The following is a 19,096-nucleotide window of genomic DNA, read 5'->3' as shown; positions in this document are numbered from 1 at the left end:
ACTATTCCCTAACAAAAGCGGAGAATTGATTGGTAAGTGTCTCAACAAGCCGCTTCATTTCCACATCTACTTCCTCAGACGTAAGCGTCTTATCTGCAGAGAATTCCAAATGTACGGCGAGGGATTTTTTGCCGCTTGGCACCTGCGTCCCACGATAGAGATCAAACAGCTCCACATCTTGCAGTAAGCTCGACGCCAATCGCATAGTCTCCTGCACGTCACCGTACTCCACCGCTTCGTCCACCAAAATCGCCAAGTCGCGATAGACAAATGGAAACGCCGACGGCTCTACATAAGTAGGTGTGAGCTTAAGATGCGCCTCCAATGCCGGTAAGTCCATCTCCAATAAAGCCACGTGTCGATCAATGCCAAATGCCCGATGGATAAGAGGATGAACTTCTCCAATGGTTCCCACACGTACACCGCCCACCCACACGGAAGCCGACCGCCCAGGGTGATATTGCTCTCCCACGTCCTCACGTGTTAATCGATAGCTAACATGGTAATGATCACAAAGTGTATCCAATACTCCTTTCATCGTTCTAAAAAGGTGTTCACCTGCTTTGTCAGCCATCACACTCACCATAAGCATCGAGCGCTCTTCCGGCAAATCTCCCTTTCGTGAGAGGTAGACACGCTGCAATTCAAAGAGTCGTTCGGCTGTTGGATGTAATTCGTTCTGTTGGAGCGTGCGGAGCATGGTCGGCATCAGCGTTGGTCGCATAACAGACTCTTCCGTCAGTGGGTTCTCCAACGCAAGTGCGGTATCAGCATCAAACCCCGCCTTGGTAAGATCTGCAGGATCGATAAACGAGTTGGCATACACCTCCGTCCAACCAGCGCCTGCGAGTACATCCTTGATCTCATTCTCGCGGTCCAGCAATACATCCCGCTCGCGACGTGGGATTGCTCCCGTTGGCAAGGTAGACGGAATATTGGCATAGCCATACAAACGAGCGATCTCTTCTGTTAGGTCCACGTCTGCCTCAATGTCCATATCACGCCAAAATGGAACACGCACTGAAAACGCGTTCACCTCGCCCGTGGCCTCACTCACCTCAAACCCAAGGCGTTTGAGCATGCCCGTTTGCACCTCCACATCCAAGGCGACACCCATAAGTTGATTCACGCGTTCTGGGCGTAGAATAAATGTTTTTGGAACATATTCTGAAACACGTGCGTCTTGCACGGCGGATACAAGTTTTGCATCAGCAACCTCCTGCAACAATTCAATGGCACGCGCCAATCCATAAGCCGGCAACTCAGCAGACACACCTTTCTCATACAAAGTCTGTGAGTCAGACTGGAGGTTGAGCACGCGCCATGTGGAACGAATCGACAACGGGTCAAAGGTGGCCGCCTCTAAGACAATTTTCGTGGTATCTTTTGTAACACCTGTTTCCAATCCTCCCATCACACCCGCAATCGCTACTGACTTTACTGCGTCGGCGATCACCAGCATCCCAGGTGTGAGCGTGTATTCTTCTCCATCTAATGCCGTAATCACTTCTCCTTGTTTGGCAGAACGCACAACAATCGTACCACCTACAATTCTATTGTAATCAAACGTGTGTAAAGGTTGCCCTAGTTCGAGACGCACATAGTTCGTGACGTCCACTACGTTATTGATCGGTTTTGCACCCGCGAGGAGTAGACGACGCTGAATCCACCAAGGAGACGGACCAACCGTCACCTCCAACACGGCACCCATATAGCGTGGACACAATTTGTGGTCATCTACATGTACACTCAACACATTTTGTGTCGGGCTGGTAGGTGACGGCAAAACCGGCGGTTGTGTGAGCGGATCATCAAACTCTCCAAGCATAGCCGCATAGGCCTCACGTGCTTGCCCCACAATACTCATGCCGTCTGGTCGATTGGTGGTCTGCTCGATATCAAAAATAATCTCACCGTCCAGTTCAAGCGCCTTGGCAAGCGACGTCCCCACAAGAGCATCTGGAATTATTTCTGACAAATCCCAAATTTTCTCTCCATCAGACAATTTTGGAAACCCAATTTCCTCCGCAGCACAAATCATCCCAAAACTTTCCTGACCACGAATTTGTGTCTCTTTGAGTTCCACCTCTTCCGTTCCATGCCAAGACACCACGGCTCCAGGCAATGCCACGGCCACAATTTGTCCCGCCTGAAGATTCGACCCGCCACACACAATCTGCTTCTTCTCTCCGGGTGCAATTTCCGTGAGCACAAGTCGCAGCTTATCGGCGTTTGGATGCGGGTGTACCTCTAAAATTTTTCCAACCACCACGTGGGGTCCCATATGGACGTCCGCACGCATTTGATGTTCTACCTCGTTTCCAACAAGCGCAATCTGCTTCGCATAATCCTCTGGAGTAAACTCCGTTTGCAGGAAGGCTTTGATCCAACTATAGGGCGCTAAAATATTCATACTAGAATTGCTCAAGGAATCGTACATCGTTCTTATACATCGTCCGCAAGTCCGCAATGTTGAGCCCCGCCTTCATGGAAAGCGTGCGCTCCACACCCCAACCAAACGCCAAGCCAGAGTACACTTCTGGATCCACGCCACCCGCGCGCAACACATCCGGATGCATCATGCCGGCACCGCCTAATTCCACCCAACCCTCCTTACACATAGAGCATCCCTTACCTGCACAGAGACCGCAGGAAATATCCAGCTCCATGGACGGCTCCGTAAAACGGAAATGATGAGGTCGCAAACGAATCTCGCGATCCTCGCCAAAATACTCCTTTACAAAATACTCCATCACGCCCTTAAGGTCTGTGAGTCGAATTCCCTTGTCAATAATCCACCCTTCAAATTGATGAAACATCGGCACGTGACTCACGTCTGACTGTCGCCTGTAGGTCTTGGCAATGTTCATGGAGCGAATCGGTAATTCTCCCCGTTCCATCTCTCGTACCTGACCGTTAGACACGTGCGGCACCAACACCATCTTGCCTTTTTTTGTATCCGCCGGCGTGTCCAAAAAAAACGTCTCCCAATTATCACGAGCTGGGTGATCTGCGTTAATGCGCAACACATCAAACGGATACCACTCCCAATCGATCTCTGGGTGTCGCACCTGTGTAAACCCAATATGCTCAAAAATTTTCGCAATATCTCGAATGGCGTGCGTGGTCATATGCAAATGACCCTCAGGTCCCTTCTCGCCTGGCAACGTAATATCAATCCGTTCGTCGGTGCCAAGTCGCTCAAATCGCTGATTGGCAATCGCCGTTTCTTTTGCCTCAATCGCCGCTTCTATGTCTTGTTTTGCTTTGTTGGCCGCTTGCCCCAACTCTTTACGCTGATCGACAGACGCATCTTTAAGAGATCGCATGACATCCTGAAACGGACTCTTGCGACCCAAGTACTGAATACGTAATGTTTCCACGTTATCACTTGTAAGAACCGCTGCAAGATCTTGTTGAAATTGCGCAGTGAGGTTGGAAAGTTGGGAGGAGAAGTCTTCCATAACAGACAGTCATCAAATGCTTAGAAAAACCGTAACAAGTCTTTGTAGGTTACCAGAACAACCAGAATCATCAACATCGCAAACCCAGCTGCGTGCACCGTTGCCTCAAACTTAGGCGTAACCGGTTTGCGACGAATCAACTCAATGAGCAAGAAAAAGACACGACCACCGTCCAGTGCAGGGAACGGCAAGATGTTAAGGATCGCCAGGTTCACAGACAACACAGCTGCAAAGTTGAGCAAGTAAACAAACCCGAGATCCGCCACTTGACCCGTGAGTACAGCAATGCCCACAGGACCTGACACGTCCCCACCCAACCCTTTACCCGTCACGAGGCGTCCAAGTAAATCCCAGAATCCCACGGCCGTCATTGCCACCATGTTTGCGGTACTCGTTGCGCCATTCAACAAGGCAAGGTGTGGAGGAAAACTCACATACCCCACCGTGGTGAGTTGTGTTCCAATGGCAATCAGTCCTTCCTCGATCTGCACGGGCGCCACCATAATAGTGCGTGATTGATCTTCACCGGTACGCGCAATCACAAGTTCTAATTCCTCACCCGCCTGCGCAAGTCCAATCAACTCGCGTGTCTGTGCAGCGTCGATAACCGACTGACCGTTTACGGATAACACTCGGTCTCCCAACACGAGACCCACCTCTTCTGCGGGTGATCCTGGCAGCACGTACGTAATCTGCACCTGCTCGTCTTTCACATTTCCACCTGCAAAGTCTCCACCGTCTATCGCTGTTGGGAGCCCTGCCATAAATCCTGCGGATAAGAGAACCCAAGCCAACAAGACGTTCATCGTCACACCTGCCACCAGTACCAAAAATCGCTTCCAAATAGACTTTGATGCAAAGCTGCGCGGGTCGTCTCGTTCTTCTCCACTCTCGCCGTGAATTTTTACAAACCCACCAAGAGGAATGAGGTTGATGGTGTACTCCGTCTCTCCTCGTTTAATCCCAAAGAGTTTTGGCGGAAAGCCGAATCCAAATTCATCCACGCGCATGCCAGACCACTTAGCAACCGCAAAATGCCCAAATTCATGGGCAAGCACCAAAACAGCAAGGACCGCAATAAAGATCAGGGCAGTTATCATAGTGAGGGCAGTATAGCAAAAGAGGGGGATGGTTGGTAGATGGGAGAGGAGTTATGGGAAATAGGGAATGGTAGCTGGTGAATTGTAAATAGAAACGATAGGTTTCAAACATACGACGATCGTCGGTGTTTTGAAACTTCCTATTGCAATCACCTATAAAAAACACCCACGACCAGCGTGAGTGTTTTTGTGTTATTCCATTTCTGCAAGCGCCGCGCGGAGAATTTGTTTTGTCTCCTCTTGGTTGGCAACCGCAATGGTTTGAATCCCCGTCCTCTTTACCGGCTCATCGTTTCCTCCTTCATACAGCGCGTCGCCCAAAAAGACCATGTCCCCCACAGGGATCCCCAACTGTTTACTCAACTGCTCCACACCGTAGCCTTTATCAACACCTTCTCGTGTAATATCAATCGACGTGGTTCCAGGGATTTTGATTTCAAACTCAGGCAGTAACGGTTTCATGACAGCAACAATCTCACGACGACGATCCTGCTCTGATCCAGACCACGCCTCCTTTTCATCTACAGGCGCCTGCTGTCCTAAAGCTGAATACGTAATTTGTGTCCCCCGATCCTCTATCACTTCGCCGTAAACTTTATCTGGTTGTTGATAGTTGATCTCTTTAAACGCTTTATCAAATGCATCCATAATCCGAGATCGTTCTTCCTTATCGAGCTCTAGCGCATACACGGATGTCCATTCTCCATGAGCGTAGTTGATGTATCGCGAGCCAGACGTGGGCATAAGGTGCATATGCTTCAACTCCTCGGGTCCACAAGTGAGTTGATCAAGCAATTGCCACTTAAATACAGGAAACCAACCACCTCCAATAATTGCCACTTCTCGTTTTTTTAACAATTGGGAAAGAATTTGATTCATCTCCTCATCCATTGGCGTCTTACTTCGCGCAAGGGTTCCATCGAGATCAAAAACGAACACACGTTTATCCGCCAAACCTTCAGGTATTGTCATAGGTGCATTATTTTGCTAAAATCAGTAAAATAAGTTTATAAGTTTAGCCCCTACTAATCAAGTCAAGTCTATGTACGCCATCATCTTCCTTTTTGGCCTAATCATTGTTCTCGGGCTCGCAACACTCGTGTTTTACAACCTTCTCATTACCAAACGTAACCGTGTGGATGAGGCGTGGTCTGACATAGATGTACAGTTAAAGCGTCGACACGACCTCATCCCAAACCTCATAGAAACCGTAAAGGGTGCCGCCTCTCACGAGCGAGAGACCCTCGAGGCTGTGGTCAAAGCCCGTGCTGCTGCCATGACGGCACAGGCATCCAAAGATCCTAAGGCGATCGCCGAATCAGAGAATACGCTCTCCGGCACACTCAAGTCCATCTTCGCCCTGTCAGAAAACTACCCCGCCTTACGCGCCAATGAAAACTTTTTGGAGTTGCAACGTGAGTTGTCCGACACCGAGAACAAATTGCAAGCATCTCGACGTTTCTACAACGGGCAAGTTCGCGACTTTAACACGGCGATTCAAAAGTTTCCTGGCGTGTTGATCGCAGGCGCCCTTAGCTTTAAGAAGTACGAATTCTTTGGAGCCACAGAAGAGGAACGTGAGAATGTGCAGGTGAAGTTCTAGGGATTCATTACAGGTGATCTCATCTAGCCCTTCGCCCCCAAGAACACATGTGTTTTAAAGTATGAGCCTGCGAGTACTCTTAAAACGCATGTGTTTGAAGATAAGGATCCTCGGCGAAGGAATCAAGGTCTTCGCCCCCGAGAACACGTGTGTTTTAAAGTATGAGCCTGCGAGTACTCTTAAAACGCATGTGTTTGAAGATAAGGATCCTCGGCGAAGGATTCTGGCAATGTAGGAGCGAGGTACGTTGCTTCTAAACAATCCGTGTTGGACGTCGACCCAGTCTTTAGCAGACGCAGGCAATACACTGGTACGGCGACGACTCCTTGTGGATTATTTAGAGCCATGTGCCGAGCGCAATTCTCAAAACACGCATGTCCGAAGATGAGCGCGTTCGGCGAAGGATTCAAGTGTGATGAATAATGCGGCCTAGCTCGGGATGACCAACAGAGTTTTTACAAGATATGTACAACGAAATTGCTTCCAACAAACGTAAAACCGTTCTCCTCATGACCATTGCTGTGCTGGTACTATTGGCATTTGGCTGGGCGTATGGTCAGTACACGGGAGATGTTGCCGGAGGTCTTGCCCTTGCCGCCATCTTCTCCATTGGAGGGAACGTGGTGAGTTATTTTGCCAGCGATAAAATTGCGCTCGCATCTTCTGGTGCTAAGCAAATTGAAAAGACAGACAATCCCGAGCTCTACCGCATCGTCGAAAACCTTGCCATTACCGCAGGCGTGCCCATGCCACGTGTGGCCATCATTAACGACTCCGCCATGAACGCGTTTGCCACCGGACGCAACCCAGAGCACGCGGTCGTCGCCGTCACCACTGGTCTCTTGGAACGGCTCAACAAAAACGAACTGGAAGGCGTCATTGCCCACGAACTTTCTCACGTGCGTAACTACGACATCCTCCTCATGACCGTCGTGGTCGTCCTTATTGGAACCATGGCGCTCTTAGCCGACATGTTCCACTGGGGCAGTATGGGTCGACGATCCAATCAACGAGAAGACAATAACTTCGGATTTATTATCGCGCTCGTATTACTCATTGTCGCGCCACTCATTGGTCAACTTATCAAGCTTGCCGTGAGCCGCAAACGTGAGTTTTTAGCTGATGCGTCCGGTGCTCTTCTCACACGCTATCCAGAGGGCCTCGCCTCAGCCCTTGAGAAAATTAGCACCGATCCTCAGCCGCTTAAACGCGTGAATCATGCAACGGCACACTTGTTTATCAGTAATCCGTTCAAGTCGGAAGCATTCAGCAACCTGCTCTCCACCCATCCTCCAGCCGAGGAGCGCATTCGACGTTTACGAGAAATGCTGTAAGATCAGACTTCTAACGCCCACCCATGAACAACGACCTTGTAGACAAATTTACCTCTCACCTACGCAATGTCCTCACACGTGCGCTTTTGTTAAGTATTGAGGTTGGAAGCAACACCATCGCACCTGAACACTTATTGTGGAGTGCCGCGACAGAGAAAGGGTCCGTGGGAGCAGAACTGCTTAGAAAGGCGCAACTCGATTCCGCCTCACTTGGGGCATTTGTTGGCGCGCCAGAGGACATTTCTGAGTCAAAACGTCTGCCATCCACACGACTTCCACAGCTTTCCGAGACATCTAAACGTGTCCTGGAGAAGGCGGTCCTCTCTGCCTCGATGTATGAGCATCACCACATTGGAACCGAACATCTCATTGCCGGTATCTTGCAGGTGAGCAGCAAGGAGCTCGTCCAGTTTTTGCAAACGTCTAACGTCAACATCGAAGAGCTACGCAGTCAACTTGCGGTTCTTCTGCGTGGTACCCAACAATTTCCACATGTGCAAATTCATGCGCATGAAGCCAAGCCCTCCCTCTCAGAGGATGTGGACATTTCGGAACTCGGCCTCGACGATCAGCCAGATGGATCCGCCCTCGAATTTTTCGCTACCGAGCTCACCGCAGAATCACAACAACTTGACCCAGTCATCGGACGCGATTCCGAGATTCAACGCGTCATGGAAATTCTCTCACGTCGCACAAAAAATAATCCCATTCTTGTAGGAGAGCCGGGTGTGGGCAAAACGGCAATCGTAGAAGGACTCGCTCGTAAAATCGTCATGGGCGACGTGCCACCCGTGCTCCTCAACAAGCGTCTCTTCTCTTTGGATCTTGGGTCTCTTATTGCCGGCACCATGTATCGGGGCGAGTTTGAAGGCCGTCTCAAACAAATCATCGAGGAAGTGCGGGATAGTAACGACATCATCCTTTTTATTGACGAAGTGCACATGATCGTCGGTGCAGGGTCGGCGTCCGGTTCTTTAGATGCCGCCAATCTCTTAAAACCAGCACTGGCTCGCGGATGGATTCATTGCATTGGTGCAACAACGCCTGCTGAATACAAAAAACATATTGAGCAAGACGGGGCGCTCGAGCGACGCTTTCAATCCATTACCGTTAACGAGCCAACACGCGCGCAGGCCATTAAGATCCTCCGAGGCATTAGTCCTGTCTATGAGACGTACCACCAGGTGTCCATTACGGATGAGGCGCTCGTGTATGCGGTTGAGGCGAGCGAACGCTATCTCCCCGGGCTCCAACTACCAGACAAAGCTATTGATCTTATTGACGAGGCAGCTGCCACACTCACCGTTGCGGATCGATCACCAAAATTAACCGCATGGAAGCAGCTGGAGAAATCTTTGCAAACCGTGCGCACAAAAAAACGTGACGCCATTATGGAGGAGCGTTATTTGGACGCAAGTCTCCATAAGGAGCAAGAAGCGGATCTCGAATCGAAAATCGGAACGGCGGAGGCCGAAGCCAAGCAACAACAACTTGGAGTTGTGGACGTCGCCACCATCGCCCGCGTGTTAGAAAAGAAAACCGGGATACGTGTAACGGGGCTCTTGCAGGGAGATCGCACACATCTTAAACGTATTGAACAAAAACTAAAACGTGTCATCTACGGTCAACACGAGGTCGTCGAGCAAGTAGCTCGCCATGTGCGACGCGCAAAAACGGGTCTTCATACACATCAGCGACCGCTCGCCAGCTTCCTCTTTGTAGGACCGAGTGGCACAGGTAAAAGTGAACTTGCCAAGCAATTAGCCGAACAGGTGTACCTCACCAAAGATGCATTAATTCGCATTGACATGAGCGAATATGTAGAGCGTCATTCCATCTCAAAACTCATTGGGTCCCCTCCTGGCTACGTTGGGTATCGCGACGAAGCACTCTTAACGGACCAGGTAAAGAAGAAACCGCACAGCGTGGTCTTGTTCGATGAGATTGAGAAGGCACACCCAGATATTCACAATCTCTTGCTGCAGATTCTGGAAAACGGCGAGTTGACAGACGCCACCGGACGCGTTATCTCGTTTAAGCACACGCTCGTCGTCCTAACATCCAACATTGGGTCGACACAGTTCCTCAACGGAGCGATTGGATTCAACGCGGCAGATCTTACGGAGTCAGACGTACGGCGCATCTTACAAACAAGTATGCGACCAGAGCTCATCAACCGTATAGACAGCATCGGCGTGTTTCATCCGCTTACGCAGCGACACCTGGTCTCCGTTGCCGAACGCGAGCTCAAACAGCTGCAAACGCATATGGCCCAAGACGCACGGCATCTTACATGGGACCAGGCCGTAAAGCAGCACATTGTGGAACAGAGCCAAGGAGATCTCGCCGGCGCGCGCAACATTCGACAGCGTGTTGAGGACCTCGTCGCAACACTCATTGCCGATCATTTGCTCAATGAACCGGACACACAAGATTTTATGCTTTCTATCAACAACGGACAGATCGACCTTCAGACAAAAACACGGTAGACTGAAAGCAGTTTACCGTGTTTTTTATGGCATCAACGGAGTCACAACCAACCGCAAATCAGGCGGAAGCAGCTGGACGATTTCATGCAAATCGCGTGGCCTCTCGGCGCAACGCACCACCTACTCCCCCAAGGAAGCAAGAAGACGCACCTCCTGCCGATAAAATGGAGCAGTTGCGTATCTCTTTGGATCGTCTTTTTTCCAGCTCCATTGCTGGCGATGTTGCTTCGTTGGCCACGGTTCCTATCTCGCTTGGACTCCTCTTTATCCGCGGAATGGCCTCCATGAACGCGTTACAGAGTCTCCCACTACGGCATATCCGATTTACCGAGACGAATCCGTTTAAAATGCTCCCTGACTCAAAAAAAATGCGGCCGTTTACGTTTACAAAACGTCTCGGGATCATCGCGGCGTGGAGTATGCTATTTATCGCCGTCATTATCCTCATCATACAGATCGCGCCGTTCGCATTCTTTCTCATGGTCATAGCAACCACTGCAGATCTCTTAAACCCGCTCAATTAGTATGTCCTTTCGTCTCAAAAAAATCCTGGTCGTTCTCGGCTTCCTAATCGTTGTGACCGGTATCGGTTACCTTCTTTATATCACTTTTTTTCGCGGGCCTGTTGCGCCGCCCTCCACCTCACCAGCCATTTCTGATCAACAACCAGGCTCCACACTTCCAGGATCCGGCGCTGCAGGAGATCGGCCGGTGGAAGTTCCTCCTACAACCGGTACAACGGGAGGCATTCTCCCTGGTGCCACAACGGTTGCTGCAGGCGGGCTCACACAAGTAACAAAACTCACTCTTACGAGCGTGATTGACCCAAAATTAAGCGGTGACGGATCCACATTAAGTTATTACGATCCGCATGATGGCAAATTTTATCGCGTCGATGCAGACGGGAACATTCTTTCTATCCTCCCGACGGCATTCCCGAATGCCGACAACGTCCTATGGAATCCAGACACTAACAAAGCAATTTTAGAGTTTCCTGACGGCGCCAATGTAACCGTCGATCTTCAAACAGGCAAAACAAGTACACTTCCGACGCACTGGGAGGATTTCCAATTTGCGCCCAACAGCTCGGATCAAATTATTGCAAAAAGTGTCGGAGCAGACCCGGGTAACCGCTGGCTTGTAATTGCACAAAGCGATGGTTCCCAGGCGCAGACCATTGCAGCACTTGGAAACAACGCAAGCAAAGTAGATGTCAGCTGGTCGCCAAACGATCAAGTGGTTGCCTTCTCCGACACAGGGGCGCTCGTGAGCGGATTTGGTCGCAAACAGATTCTGCCAATTGGAAAAAATCAAGAGAACTTTCCAGGTCTTGTGATTGAAGGGTTTTCTTTTGAACCTCTTTGGAGCAACGACGGATCACAAATTCTCTACAGCACTAACGGTCCAACCAGCAATTACCAGCCACAACTCTGGTTGGTCGATGGAACCAGTCAAACACTTGGAGACAATCGACGCAGCCTCGCCATCAACACATGGGCCGATAAATGCACGTATTCCGACGCCACCACCGCTTATTGCGCGGTTCCCAAGAATCTCCCTCCTGGATCTGGTTTGCAACGATCACTCGCCTTTGGCCTCCCAGACGTCGTCTATAGAGTCGACACACGCACAGGCGTTGCCCTGCCTATTGCAGAGCCAGAAGACGGTCCAAGCATGTCTAATCTACAGGTGAGTGACGACGGATCGATCCTCTTCTACCAAGATGATAAGTCCGGAACACTCCAACGACTAAGACTACGCTAATATGGGACGCAAACTCCTCTTTCTCGGTGTCACAAGTATCCTCGCCCTCACCATTCTCACGGTGTTCGTTTTAGTGCTCTTGCCAGATTCTGCCCTGAAGGTCACGCCCGTTGTAGAGGTCCCGGAAACATTGGAAGAACCTATTTTGACGTTTCTTGACCCTATTCGCGGTTACGAAAATGCCGACGTGACACTTGTTGAATTCGGCGATTATTCCTGCCCGCTTTGTAAAACATTGGAAGCAGACCTAGAGACACTCATTGCCGAAGCGCCAAATGAGCGAAGACTCATCTGGAAAGATGCACCCAACGTCCAAGCTCACCCAGACGCCTTCACACTTGCTATGGCCGCACGCTGTGCACAAGACCAGGGGAGTTTTTGGGAATTTCATGATTATCTCTTTTCTGCGCTTGTAACACTCAACGCAGATCAATTGCAATCTGCTGCAGAACAGCTAAACCTCAATGGCAGCACCTTTGCAGGTTGTATGGCTTCCGACGTCACGCGACCGATTGTGCAACACACGCTAGATGAAGCGATCGCGCTTGGAATTACCTCTACGCCTACCCTGTTCATTAATGGAACCCTCTACACAGGCCCTCTTACCGTTACCGGCATCCGCGCCGCAATTCAAGCGCTCTAGCCTATGAAACGTTTTCTTCTCATTGCCCTTCTCGCGCTTAACCTCGGCATTCTCAGTGGTCCGCTCGTTGTCTTTGCGCAATATGATGAGCCCGTGCCTGTATACGAGCCAGTTTTTCAGGTGCCGATTCCGGGATTTGATTTTAAGGGAAGTGTTCTCATTACGGGTGACGCTGCTCAAGACGACTGTGATCCTCATCACGTCTGTGTAACCACCATTGGCCGCTACATCAACGCCGTGTTCCGATATGGCCTGGGAGCCGGAATCATCTTTACCATCGTTCTTATTATGATTGGCGGTGTGGAGTGGATGATCGGGTCTACGGTAGGTGGTATTACTCGCGCACAGGCCCGCATCAAAAACGCCTCCATCGGCCTTCTTCTCTTGCTCACGGCAACGGTCTTTCTTACCTTTATAAATCCATTTATTACCGCAATGAATTCGCTGAGTATCGACACCGTCAAGAAAGTTCCACCTCTTGATAGAGCGCTGGTCGAAGGTGCATCCGTCGTTCACACAGATATTCAGAATTCAGAAGGTGAACTGGTGCATGCGGCAGATATTCAATTTATTGTGGATCCGGATACAGGAGAATCCGTCAGAAATCCGAACATCGACACGCGTCTTGGAACCGGGAGCTCGCTTGTTTACGAGGATATGGTGCAGTGGATTCAAAACGCTGCAATTGAACTCAAAAAAAATACACAAGGAAAAAATCACATTCAGGTTATTGCCGCTTTTGCTGACCCCAAGAAAACCATGAAGCGGTTTTATGACAATTGTTTGGCTAAGAACGGTGTTTGTAGAGAGATCACCTGTAACCCCCTACCCGATTCCTACAATTATATTGAGGGTGACTATGACTCCGGCTTTAAGTTTACAAGTCATGCAGAGCAGGAAATGAAAAGGCTAAAACTTGATGAGAATCAATTCGTAGACCTCATGGCAGGCCTCGCAGCCGGGAGTACCGAACGTCGTTGTCCGTATGAAACCGGATACAGCGTTGGCGTCATTTGCAACGATCAAGACGAACGTAACATCACCGACCTGGATTGTCAGGTCAAGCTTGAGTGGGCCATGAAGAACCTTGGATTCTGCAGATCCTACTTCCAGCCTTGGTATTACGAGTACAACGGCAAACAATCCTCCGTTAAAAATTGTGACTGGACCGTTGGAGCCATGCTTAAGCCAAACAGTATTTGTCATAATCCAACGGGCGACGAAGTGGAGTACACCATTACAGGTGAAAGCAGCGCCTGTGCCGTTAACTACGAGGAGCAAATTGTTTCCTGCCTTCGATTTGATCTTAAGACGGGTACATGTCTTTGGACACGTCAGCAAGAATTAAACAGAGCGGCAAATTCTGCCCACTAGTATGTTTTGTTGCACCCATTGCGACACACAATTTATGAAGTGGGCCGGACGCTGTACCGAGTGTGGTAAGTGGGGGTCAATTACCGACGAAGGAGGAGCGTCCCCTGCGGCCACATCTTCAAAAACCGCGGCCGCCCCTGCAGCGGTTGTTGGTTTTGATCAAATCACCGAGTCCTCCGTAGAGCGCACGCCTACCAAGATCTCAGAACTTGATCGTGTGTTATCGGGCGGCATTGTACCTGGTCAGGCGATCCTTATTGCCGGCGAACCAGGGATTGGAAAATCAACCTTGTTGAGTCAACTGGCCGGGTCTATGAAAGGCGTTCTCTATGTGGCAGGCGAGGAATCCCCTTCTCAACTTAAATTACGTTTTGATCGTCTTCATCTCAACGTAGATGAACTCAAAATTGTCACATCGACCCAGGTTGAACCTATTTTGAGTGCGATCAAAAAGCACACGCCTTCCCTTGTGATCGTGGACTCCATTCAGACCATCACCACTCAAGAACACGACGCGACTGCCGGCACACCCACACATTTGCGCGCCGCCACTGCGCAACTTGTCGCACTTGCCAAGGAGACCAACATCCCGGTGATCCTCGTAGGTCAAATTACCAAAGATGGATCCATTGCGGGTCCTAAAATGTTGGAGCACATGGTAGACACCGTGCTAAGTTTTGAGGGAGACACGGAGCATAGCTATCGCCTGTTACGTGCCACCAAACATCGTTTTGGCGCCACAGATGAGGTAGGTGTTTTTGAGATGACCTCCAAGGGACTCCAAGGTGTAGAAAACCCATCTGAGCTTTTTGTACAAGATAGCGCGGGTACACCTGGAACCATTCTTACATGTACATTAGAGGGATCACGCGTTTTTTTGTTGGAGATTCAAGCGCTCGTCAACACGTCTAGCTACGGCACTCCGGTGCGCCGATCGTCTGGATTTAACACCAACCGAATGCAGATGCTCCTCGCTATTCTGGAGAAGCATGGAGGCGTCTCGTTTGCAGGACAGGACGTCTATGTTAATGTGGTGGGAGGCATGCAAACCAAGGAGCCTGCCGCCGATTTAGCGGTGTGTGCAGCACTTATTGGATCACGATTAGACATCGGCATGCCGTCGAGTGTTGTGTTTGGTGAGGTTGGATTGGGAGGTGAGGTACGGCCCGCGCATCAAAAAGACAGGCGTACCAAGGAGGCTACACGACTTGGAATCAAGAACATCGTAGATCACACACGCATCAAAACTGTGCGAGACCTTGTAAAACAGATTAAATCTCCTGCTTAATATGGAACTTTTTTTACCGGACAAATACCCCGTGCTCCAAGGCTCACTCACTGCCAGCGTTGGATTTTGTACCGTGTGGAATAAAATGGATGTTGCTACAACGGCTGTACCGGATCTTCTCAATAAAGCCGCACTCATTGGCACGCTTTATTCGCGACAAGGCGTCAATCCCCTGTTGCGAAATCTTGCGCTCAATCCGCACATTCGCACGCTCGCCCTCTGGGGATTTGGCCCTCTCTCGCAATCTCCGTTTGGCAAAAGTGGATCGAATTTGATTCAGGCGCTTTGGAAAAGTGGTGTGAGTGAAGACGGAGTGATAAAAGGGACAGAATTTCAAATTGAACCTGAGATTACACCCGCAGTGATCGAAACAATCCGTCAAAACGTGACCCTCCTCGATCTCTCCCAATATCAACTCCGAGAAGCCGTGGATCACCTACCAATAGAGGCTGGCGTGCCGTACATGGAACCCGTGGCATTTGACCCTCCCGCTCCCCGCGTTGTGGAAACCTTCCCACGCGAAGATGTTGGATTTACACTACGCGGCAAAACCGTCCTCGACGTTTGGTTACAGGTGATCTTCCATATTATGCGCTACGGAACGGTTAAGGGCACTCAGTACGGTATGGAGCAACGTGAATTACCCGGTATGCAATGGGTCATCGAGAACGAGCCTGGCCTCTTCCCTACCAATGTTCCCGACGACTGGCCAAATGAATTGAAAGAGACTATCGGTGTAACACGTGAGGCCGTTGAGCAGTACCATAAAGTGTTCATGGAGTCGTCCGTAAAAGAAGGAGTTTCCTATACGTACGGGAGTCGCTTGCGGGCGTGGGCCGACGAGAGCGGAATGGAACCGATCGATCAGATTGCTCATTGTATTATTGGAAACTTAAAGCGTAGTCCTGATTCTAGACGCGGCGTTGGAATCACCTTTGTCCCACCTATTGATACCTTTGCCACCGTCGACACACCGTGTCTTGTGTCTGTACAAGCGCTACAGTCGGAGGGCAAGGTCAATCTGTTTGCCACCTTCCGCAGTCACGATATTTTTAAAGCGGCGATTCCGAATGCGTTTGGACTGATTGCCATGCATCAACAGATTGCCGAGGAGACCGGATTTGAACGAGGCGCACTCTGTATTCAATCTGTGAGTGCGCATATTTATGAAGGTGATTTTGATCATGCAAAGAAACTCATCGACTGCGCCATTGTAGAGCGACCACCTGCAAAAGTCTGGGACGCGTCCATGGCCGATCCGCGTGGGGCATTCCTCATTCGCATTACAGACGGAAAGATTATTGCGGAGCATCAAGGACCTGACGGTGCCGTACTTGGAGAGTACCAATCCTCCACCGCGCGCGAGCTCTCTCTCAAAATCGCACAAATGAGCCTTATCTCCCAGGTGGGTCATGCACTTGATCTAGGTCATGAGTTACAAAAAGCCGAACACGCCATAAAGCTCAACGTTCCCTACACGCAAGATCATCCTCTCATTTTACATTCGTAAGGTTTATAAAAAACAAGGACCCCGCAAACCGACAAGGCCGCAGGGGTCCTTGTTGTTTACAGGGGTCGTCAGATCAGCTTGAGGCCTTCGGGGAGCCGATCGGGTACGTGTAACGGACACCGACCATGGAAGATCGCACGGTAGAGCGTTCCGGCGTGACGGAGGACCAGGATACCCCGAGGGACCCCGTCGCGCGGCGCCATGGACACCACACGGATCCCTTGATCCCCCTCCTGCACATCACGTTCGGCCATGTTCTGCAGGCCCATCAGGTAAATCGGCTGCGTCATCTTCTCTCCTCTCATCGCCACGGAATGTAGCTCGCACTGTTTACCTAAAAAACACTATTTTGTCAATAGTGTTTACAACATTTTCTACAGATCCCCTTGTACAGTAATGTCACCCTACCCACGTAGACGCTCGGTAAATCGCTCAAATTCTATGGCCAATTGCGTGTAGTGCTCCAACGTTGGATCCTCGTCTAGTATCTGCTCAGCGATCTCACGTGCTTGTGCAATCAGGGCATGATCTGCCAAGCTTGCAAATTCAAACTCCGGCAATCCCGATTGTCGTGTTCCGTATTTGTCTCCCGGCCCTCGCAATCTTAAATCGATCTCCGCAAGCTGGAACCCGTTATCAAAATCCACCATTGCCCTCAGACGTTCCTTGGTTGTGCCGCTCATGGACGTTGGGTGCAAAAAACACGTCGCCGTGGCGCTGGATCTCCGCACACGACCGCGTAACTGATGTAACTGCGCCAAACCAAACCGCTCGGCACCCTCAATAAAGATCGTTGTTGCATTGGGAATATTCACGCCAACTTCAATAACCGTCGTTGCCACCAAAATGTGAATCTCGCCAGATCGGAATCGACGCATCACTTCCTCTTTTTCCTTGGACTTCATTTTTCCGTGCAACGCCTCAATGGTGAACACATTGAGTATCCCCTCTCGAAGCTTCTGAACAAGATTTGTAACCGACTCCGCATCAGAGCTCTCGGACTCCTCAATAAATGGACAGACCACAAATGCCTGCTCGCCCTGACGAATTTTCTCTCCAATGAGTGAGTACGCTTGCGCATCTTGTTCTGGACGCAACAACACCGTCTCCACCGCTCCGCGCCCGGGTGGCAACTCATCGAGAATAGAGATACTCATGTCTCCGTACAGAGCCATGGCAAGCGTACGAGGTATTGGTGTGGCTGTCATAGAGAACAGATGCGGTGTGCTCCCGTGTGCATCGGGCAACAATAGTTTTTTGCGTTGATCCACGCCAAAACGATGTTGCTCGTCTATAATCACGAGGGACAAATCCGGTATCTGCACGTCGCCCGACAAAAGCGCGTGCGTACCCACAATCACATTCACTCGTCCATCTACAATCGCATCTAGCACCTGCTTGCGTGTAGATGTCACCCCATTCAACTCCTGATATCCACTCGTCAACAACGCCACCGAAGCACGATCCCCCAACGTCTCTAACAGGCTCATCGCCTGTTGAACCGCCAAAATTTCTGTAGGCGCCAGGTACGCTGTTTGTAGGCCAGAGGCAACCACGTGATCAATCACGGCTGCCGCAACCACGGTCTTGCCGGCCCCCACGTCTCCCTCCAAAAGTCGATGCATGGGTCTGCCCGACTCCAAGTCCTTTAATGCCGCAAACACGGCTTTTTTCTGTGCGCCCGTAAGAGCAAACGGCAAAGAGGCAACCAATGATTGTATCCGAGATTCTTGAAACGGAATTACCCGCGCCACAGATAGCTCAATCAGCTTCTTTGCCTGCACGTGTCCTAATTGATGTAATACCAACTCCCCCATCTTCATTCGTCGCACTGCCTTCTGCCACGCGTCTTGTGCCTCCGGAAAATGCAAAACAGGGACTGCGTCCTTTAATGCATGGAGATCATAGCGGCTCATCACCCACGATGGGAGCCACTCCTCCAGCTCCCCAGAGGCTGCCAGCGCCTGCTGAACCACCCCGCGGCGCCCTTTCTGTGCCATTTGTCCTGCCGTGGAGTAAATCGGCACTAGCCGACCCGTGTGCATCGTCTGGCTCATTGGAGAACATTTTTCAAATTGTGGGTTAACAATGGAAAGACCGTATCCATCGTCGATCTTCCCGGAAAGCGAGAGATAGTCTCCCGTTTTGAGCATCTTGGCAATGTAGGGCTGATGGAACCACACAGCCAAGATGGTACCCGTACCGTCCTCGATCGTCGCCTCCGTGAGAACCATCTTTTTCCGCGGAGACCTACGAGACCTGACCGACGTCACCGTTCCCTTAATGGTCGTCGCTGCACCGGGCTCCACGTCTGCAATCCCTTTGACCTCCCTGTAGTCCTCATAACGCAAAGGAAACGCAAACAACAAATCCCGAATGGTCTGTATTCCAAGATAGGCGTAGGCCTTATTGAGTTTTGGTCCAATCCCGGGGAGATTGGTAACGAGATCGTTGAGCATGCGCCTATTTTAGCAGACTCTCAAGAGATCTCTAAGAACGTACTATTTCTAGATTCGACTCTTTGTCT

15 protein-coding genes are annotated in these 19,096 nt (G+C 50.4%); 9 read left to right on the top strand and 6 right to left on the bottom strand.

The features are described 5' to 3' along the window. Position 1 precedes the first annotated feature (1 nt). From COV06_04485 to COV06_04470, 4 genes are all read right to left on the bottom strand, one after another. Positions 2–2,440: a phenylalanine--tRNA ligase subunit beta gene (locus COV06_04485; protein PIR47310.1), complete on the bottom strand. Its 2,439-nt coding sequence runs from the start codon at positions 2,438–2,440 to the stop codon at positions 2–4. Further along, positions 2,415–3,464, bottom strand: a complete 1,050-nt coding sequence (locus tag COV06_04480; GenBank protein PIR47309.1) for a phenylalanine--tRNA ligase subunit alpha — start codon at positions 3,462–3,464, stop codon at positions 2,415–2,417. The genes COV06_04485 and COV06_04480 overlap by 26 nt, the downstream gene beginning before the upstream one ends. Before the next feature lie 20 nt (positions 3,465–3,484). Next, positions 3,485–4,564 (bottom strand): RIP metalloprotease RseP, encoded by a 1,080-nt coding sequence (rseP, locus tag COV06_04475; protein ID PIR47308.1) that lies wholly within the window; start codon positions 4,562–4,564, stop codon positions 3,485–3,487. Between the two features lie 192 nt (positions 4,565–4,756). Further along, on the bottom strand, positions 4,757–5,536 hold the full coding sequence (locus COV06_04470; protein ID PIR47307.1) for an HAD family hydrolase: 780 nt from the start codon (positions 5,534–5,536) through the stop codon (positions 4,757–4,759). A 70-nt stretch (positions 5,537–5,606) separates the two neighbouring features. On the opposite strand from COV06_04470, the gene COV06_04465 reads away from it, so the two are divergent. The 9 genes from COV06_04465 (at position 5,607) to COV06_04425 (ending at position 16,569) form a co-directional block, all read left to right on the top strand. Next, positions 5,607–6,167, top strand: a complete 561-nt coding sequence (locus COV06_04465) for a hypothetical protein (protein ID PIR47306.1) — start codon at positions 5,607–5,609, stop codon at positions 6,165–6,167. 464 nt (positions 6,168–6,631) lie between these two features. Then, positions 6,632–7,501 carry a zinc metalloprotease HtpX gene (locus COV06_04460; GenBank protein ID PIR47305.1) on the top strand — a complete coding sequence of 290 codons (870 nt, stop codon included), beginning with the start codon at positions 6,632–6,634 and terminating at the stop codon, positions 7,499–7,501. Positions 7,502–7,524: 23 nt separating this feature from the next. After that, entirely contained in the window at positions 7,525–9,990 is a 2,466-nt protein-coding gene (locus COV06_04455) for a hypothetical protein (protein ID PIR47304.1), read from the top strand. Between the two features lie 26 nt (positions 9,991–10,016). Next, positions 10,017–10,514, top strand: coding sequence for a hypothetical protein (locus COV06_04450; GenBank protein ID PIR47303.1), 498 nt, complete (start codon positions 10,017–10,019; stop codon positions 10,512–10,514). Position 10,515: 1 nt separating this feature from the next. Then, entirely contained in the window at positions 10,516–11,754 is a 1,239-nt protein-coding gene (locus COV06_04445) for a hypothetical protein (GenBank protein ID PIR47302.1), read from the top strand. Position 11,755: 1 nt separating this feature from the next. After that, positions 11,756–12,397: a hypothetical protein gene (locus tag COV06_04440; GenBank protein ID PIR47301.1), complete on the top strand. Its 642-nt coding sequence runs from the start codon at positions 11,756–11,758 to the stop codon at positions 12,395–12,397. Positions 12,398–12,400: 3 nt separating this feature from the next. After that, a complete protein-coding gene (locus tag COV06_04435) occupies positions 12,401–13,771 on the top strand; it encodes a hypothetical protein (protein PIR47300.1) in 1,371 nt (456 codons plus the stop codon). Between the two features lies 1 nt (position 13,772). Beyond that, a complete protein-coding gene (locus COV06_04430) occupies positions 13,773–15,059 on the top strand; it encodes a DNA repair protein RadA (protein ID PIR47299.1) in 1,287 nt (428 codons plus the stop codon). A gap of 1 nt (position 15,060) precedes the next feature. Further along, the gene (locus COV06_04425) at positions 15,061–16,569 is read left to right on the top strand and encodes a hypothetical protein (GenBank protein PIR47298.1); all 1,509 of its coding nucleotides are present in this window, start codon (positions 15,061–15,063) and stop codon (positions 16,567–16,569) included. Positions 16,570–16,637: 68 nt separating this feature from the next. On the opposite strand, the gene COV06_04420 is transcribed toward COV06_04425, so the two are convergent. Continuing rightward, on the bottom strand, positions 16,638–16,874 hold the full coding sequence (locus COV06_04420) for a hypothetical protein (protein PIR47297.1): 237 nt from the start codon (positions 16,872–16,874) through the stop codon (positions 16,638–16,640). A gap of 99 nt (positions 16,875–16,973) precedes the next feature. Continuing rightward, positions 16,974–19,028: an ATP-dependent DNA helicase RecG gene (locus COV06_04415; protein PIR47296.1), complete on the bottom strand. Its 2,055-nt coding sequence runs from the start codon at positions 19,026–19,028 to the stop codon at positions 16,974–16,976. Positions 19,029–19,096 lie beyond the last annotated feature (68 nt).

This window comes from Candidatus Uhrbacteria bacterium CG10_big_fil_rev_8_21_14_0_10_50_16 (genome assembly GCA_002774875.1).
Lineage (GTDB): Bacteria > Patescibacteriota > Patescibacteriia > UBA9934 > UBA11717 > UBA11717.
This window is presented reverse-complemented; position numbering and strand designations above follow the sequence as displayed.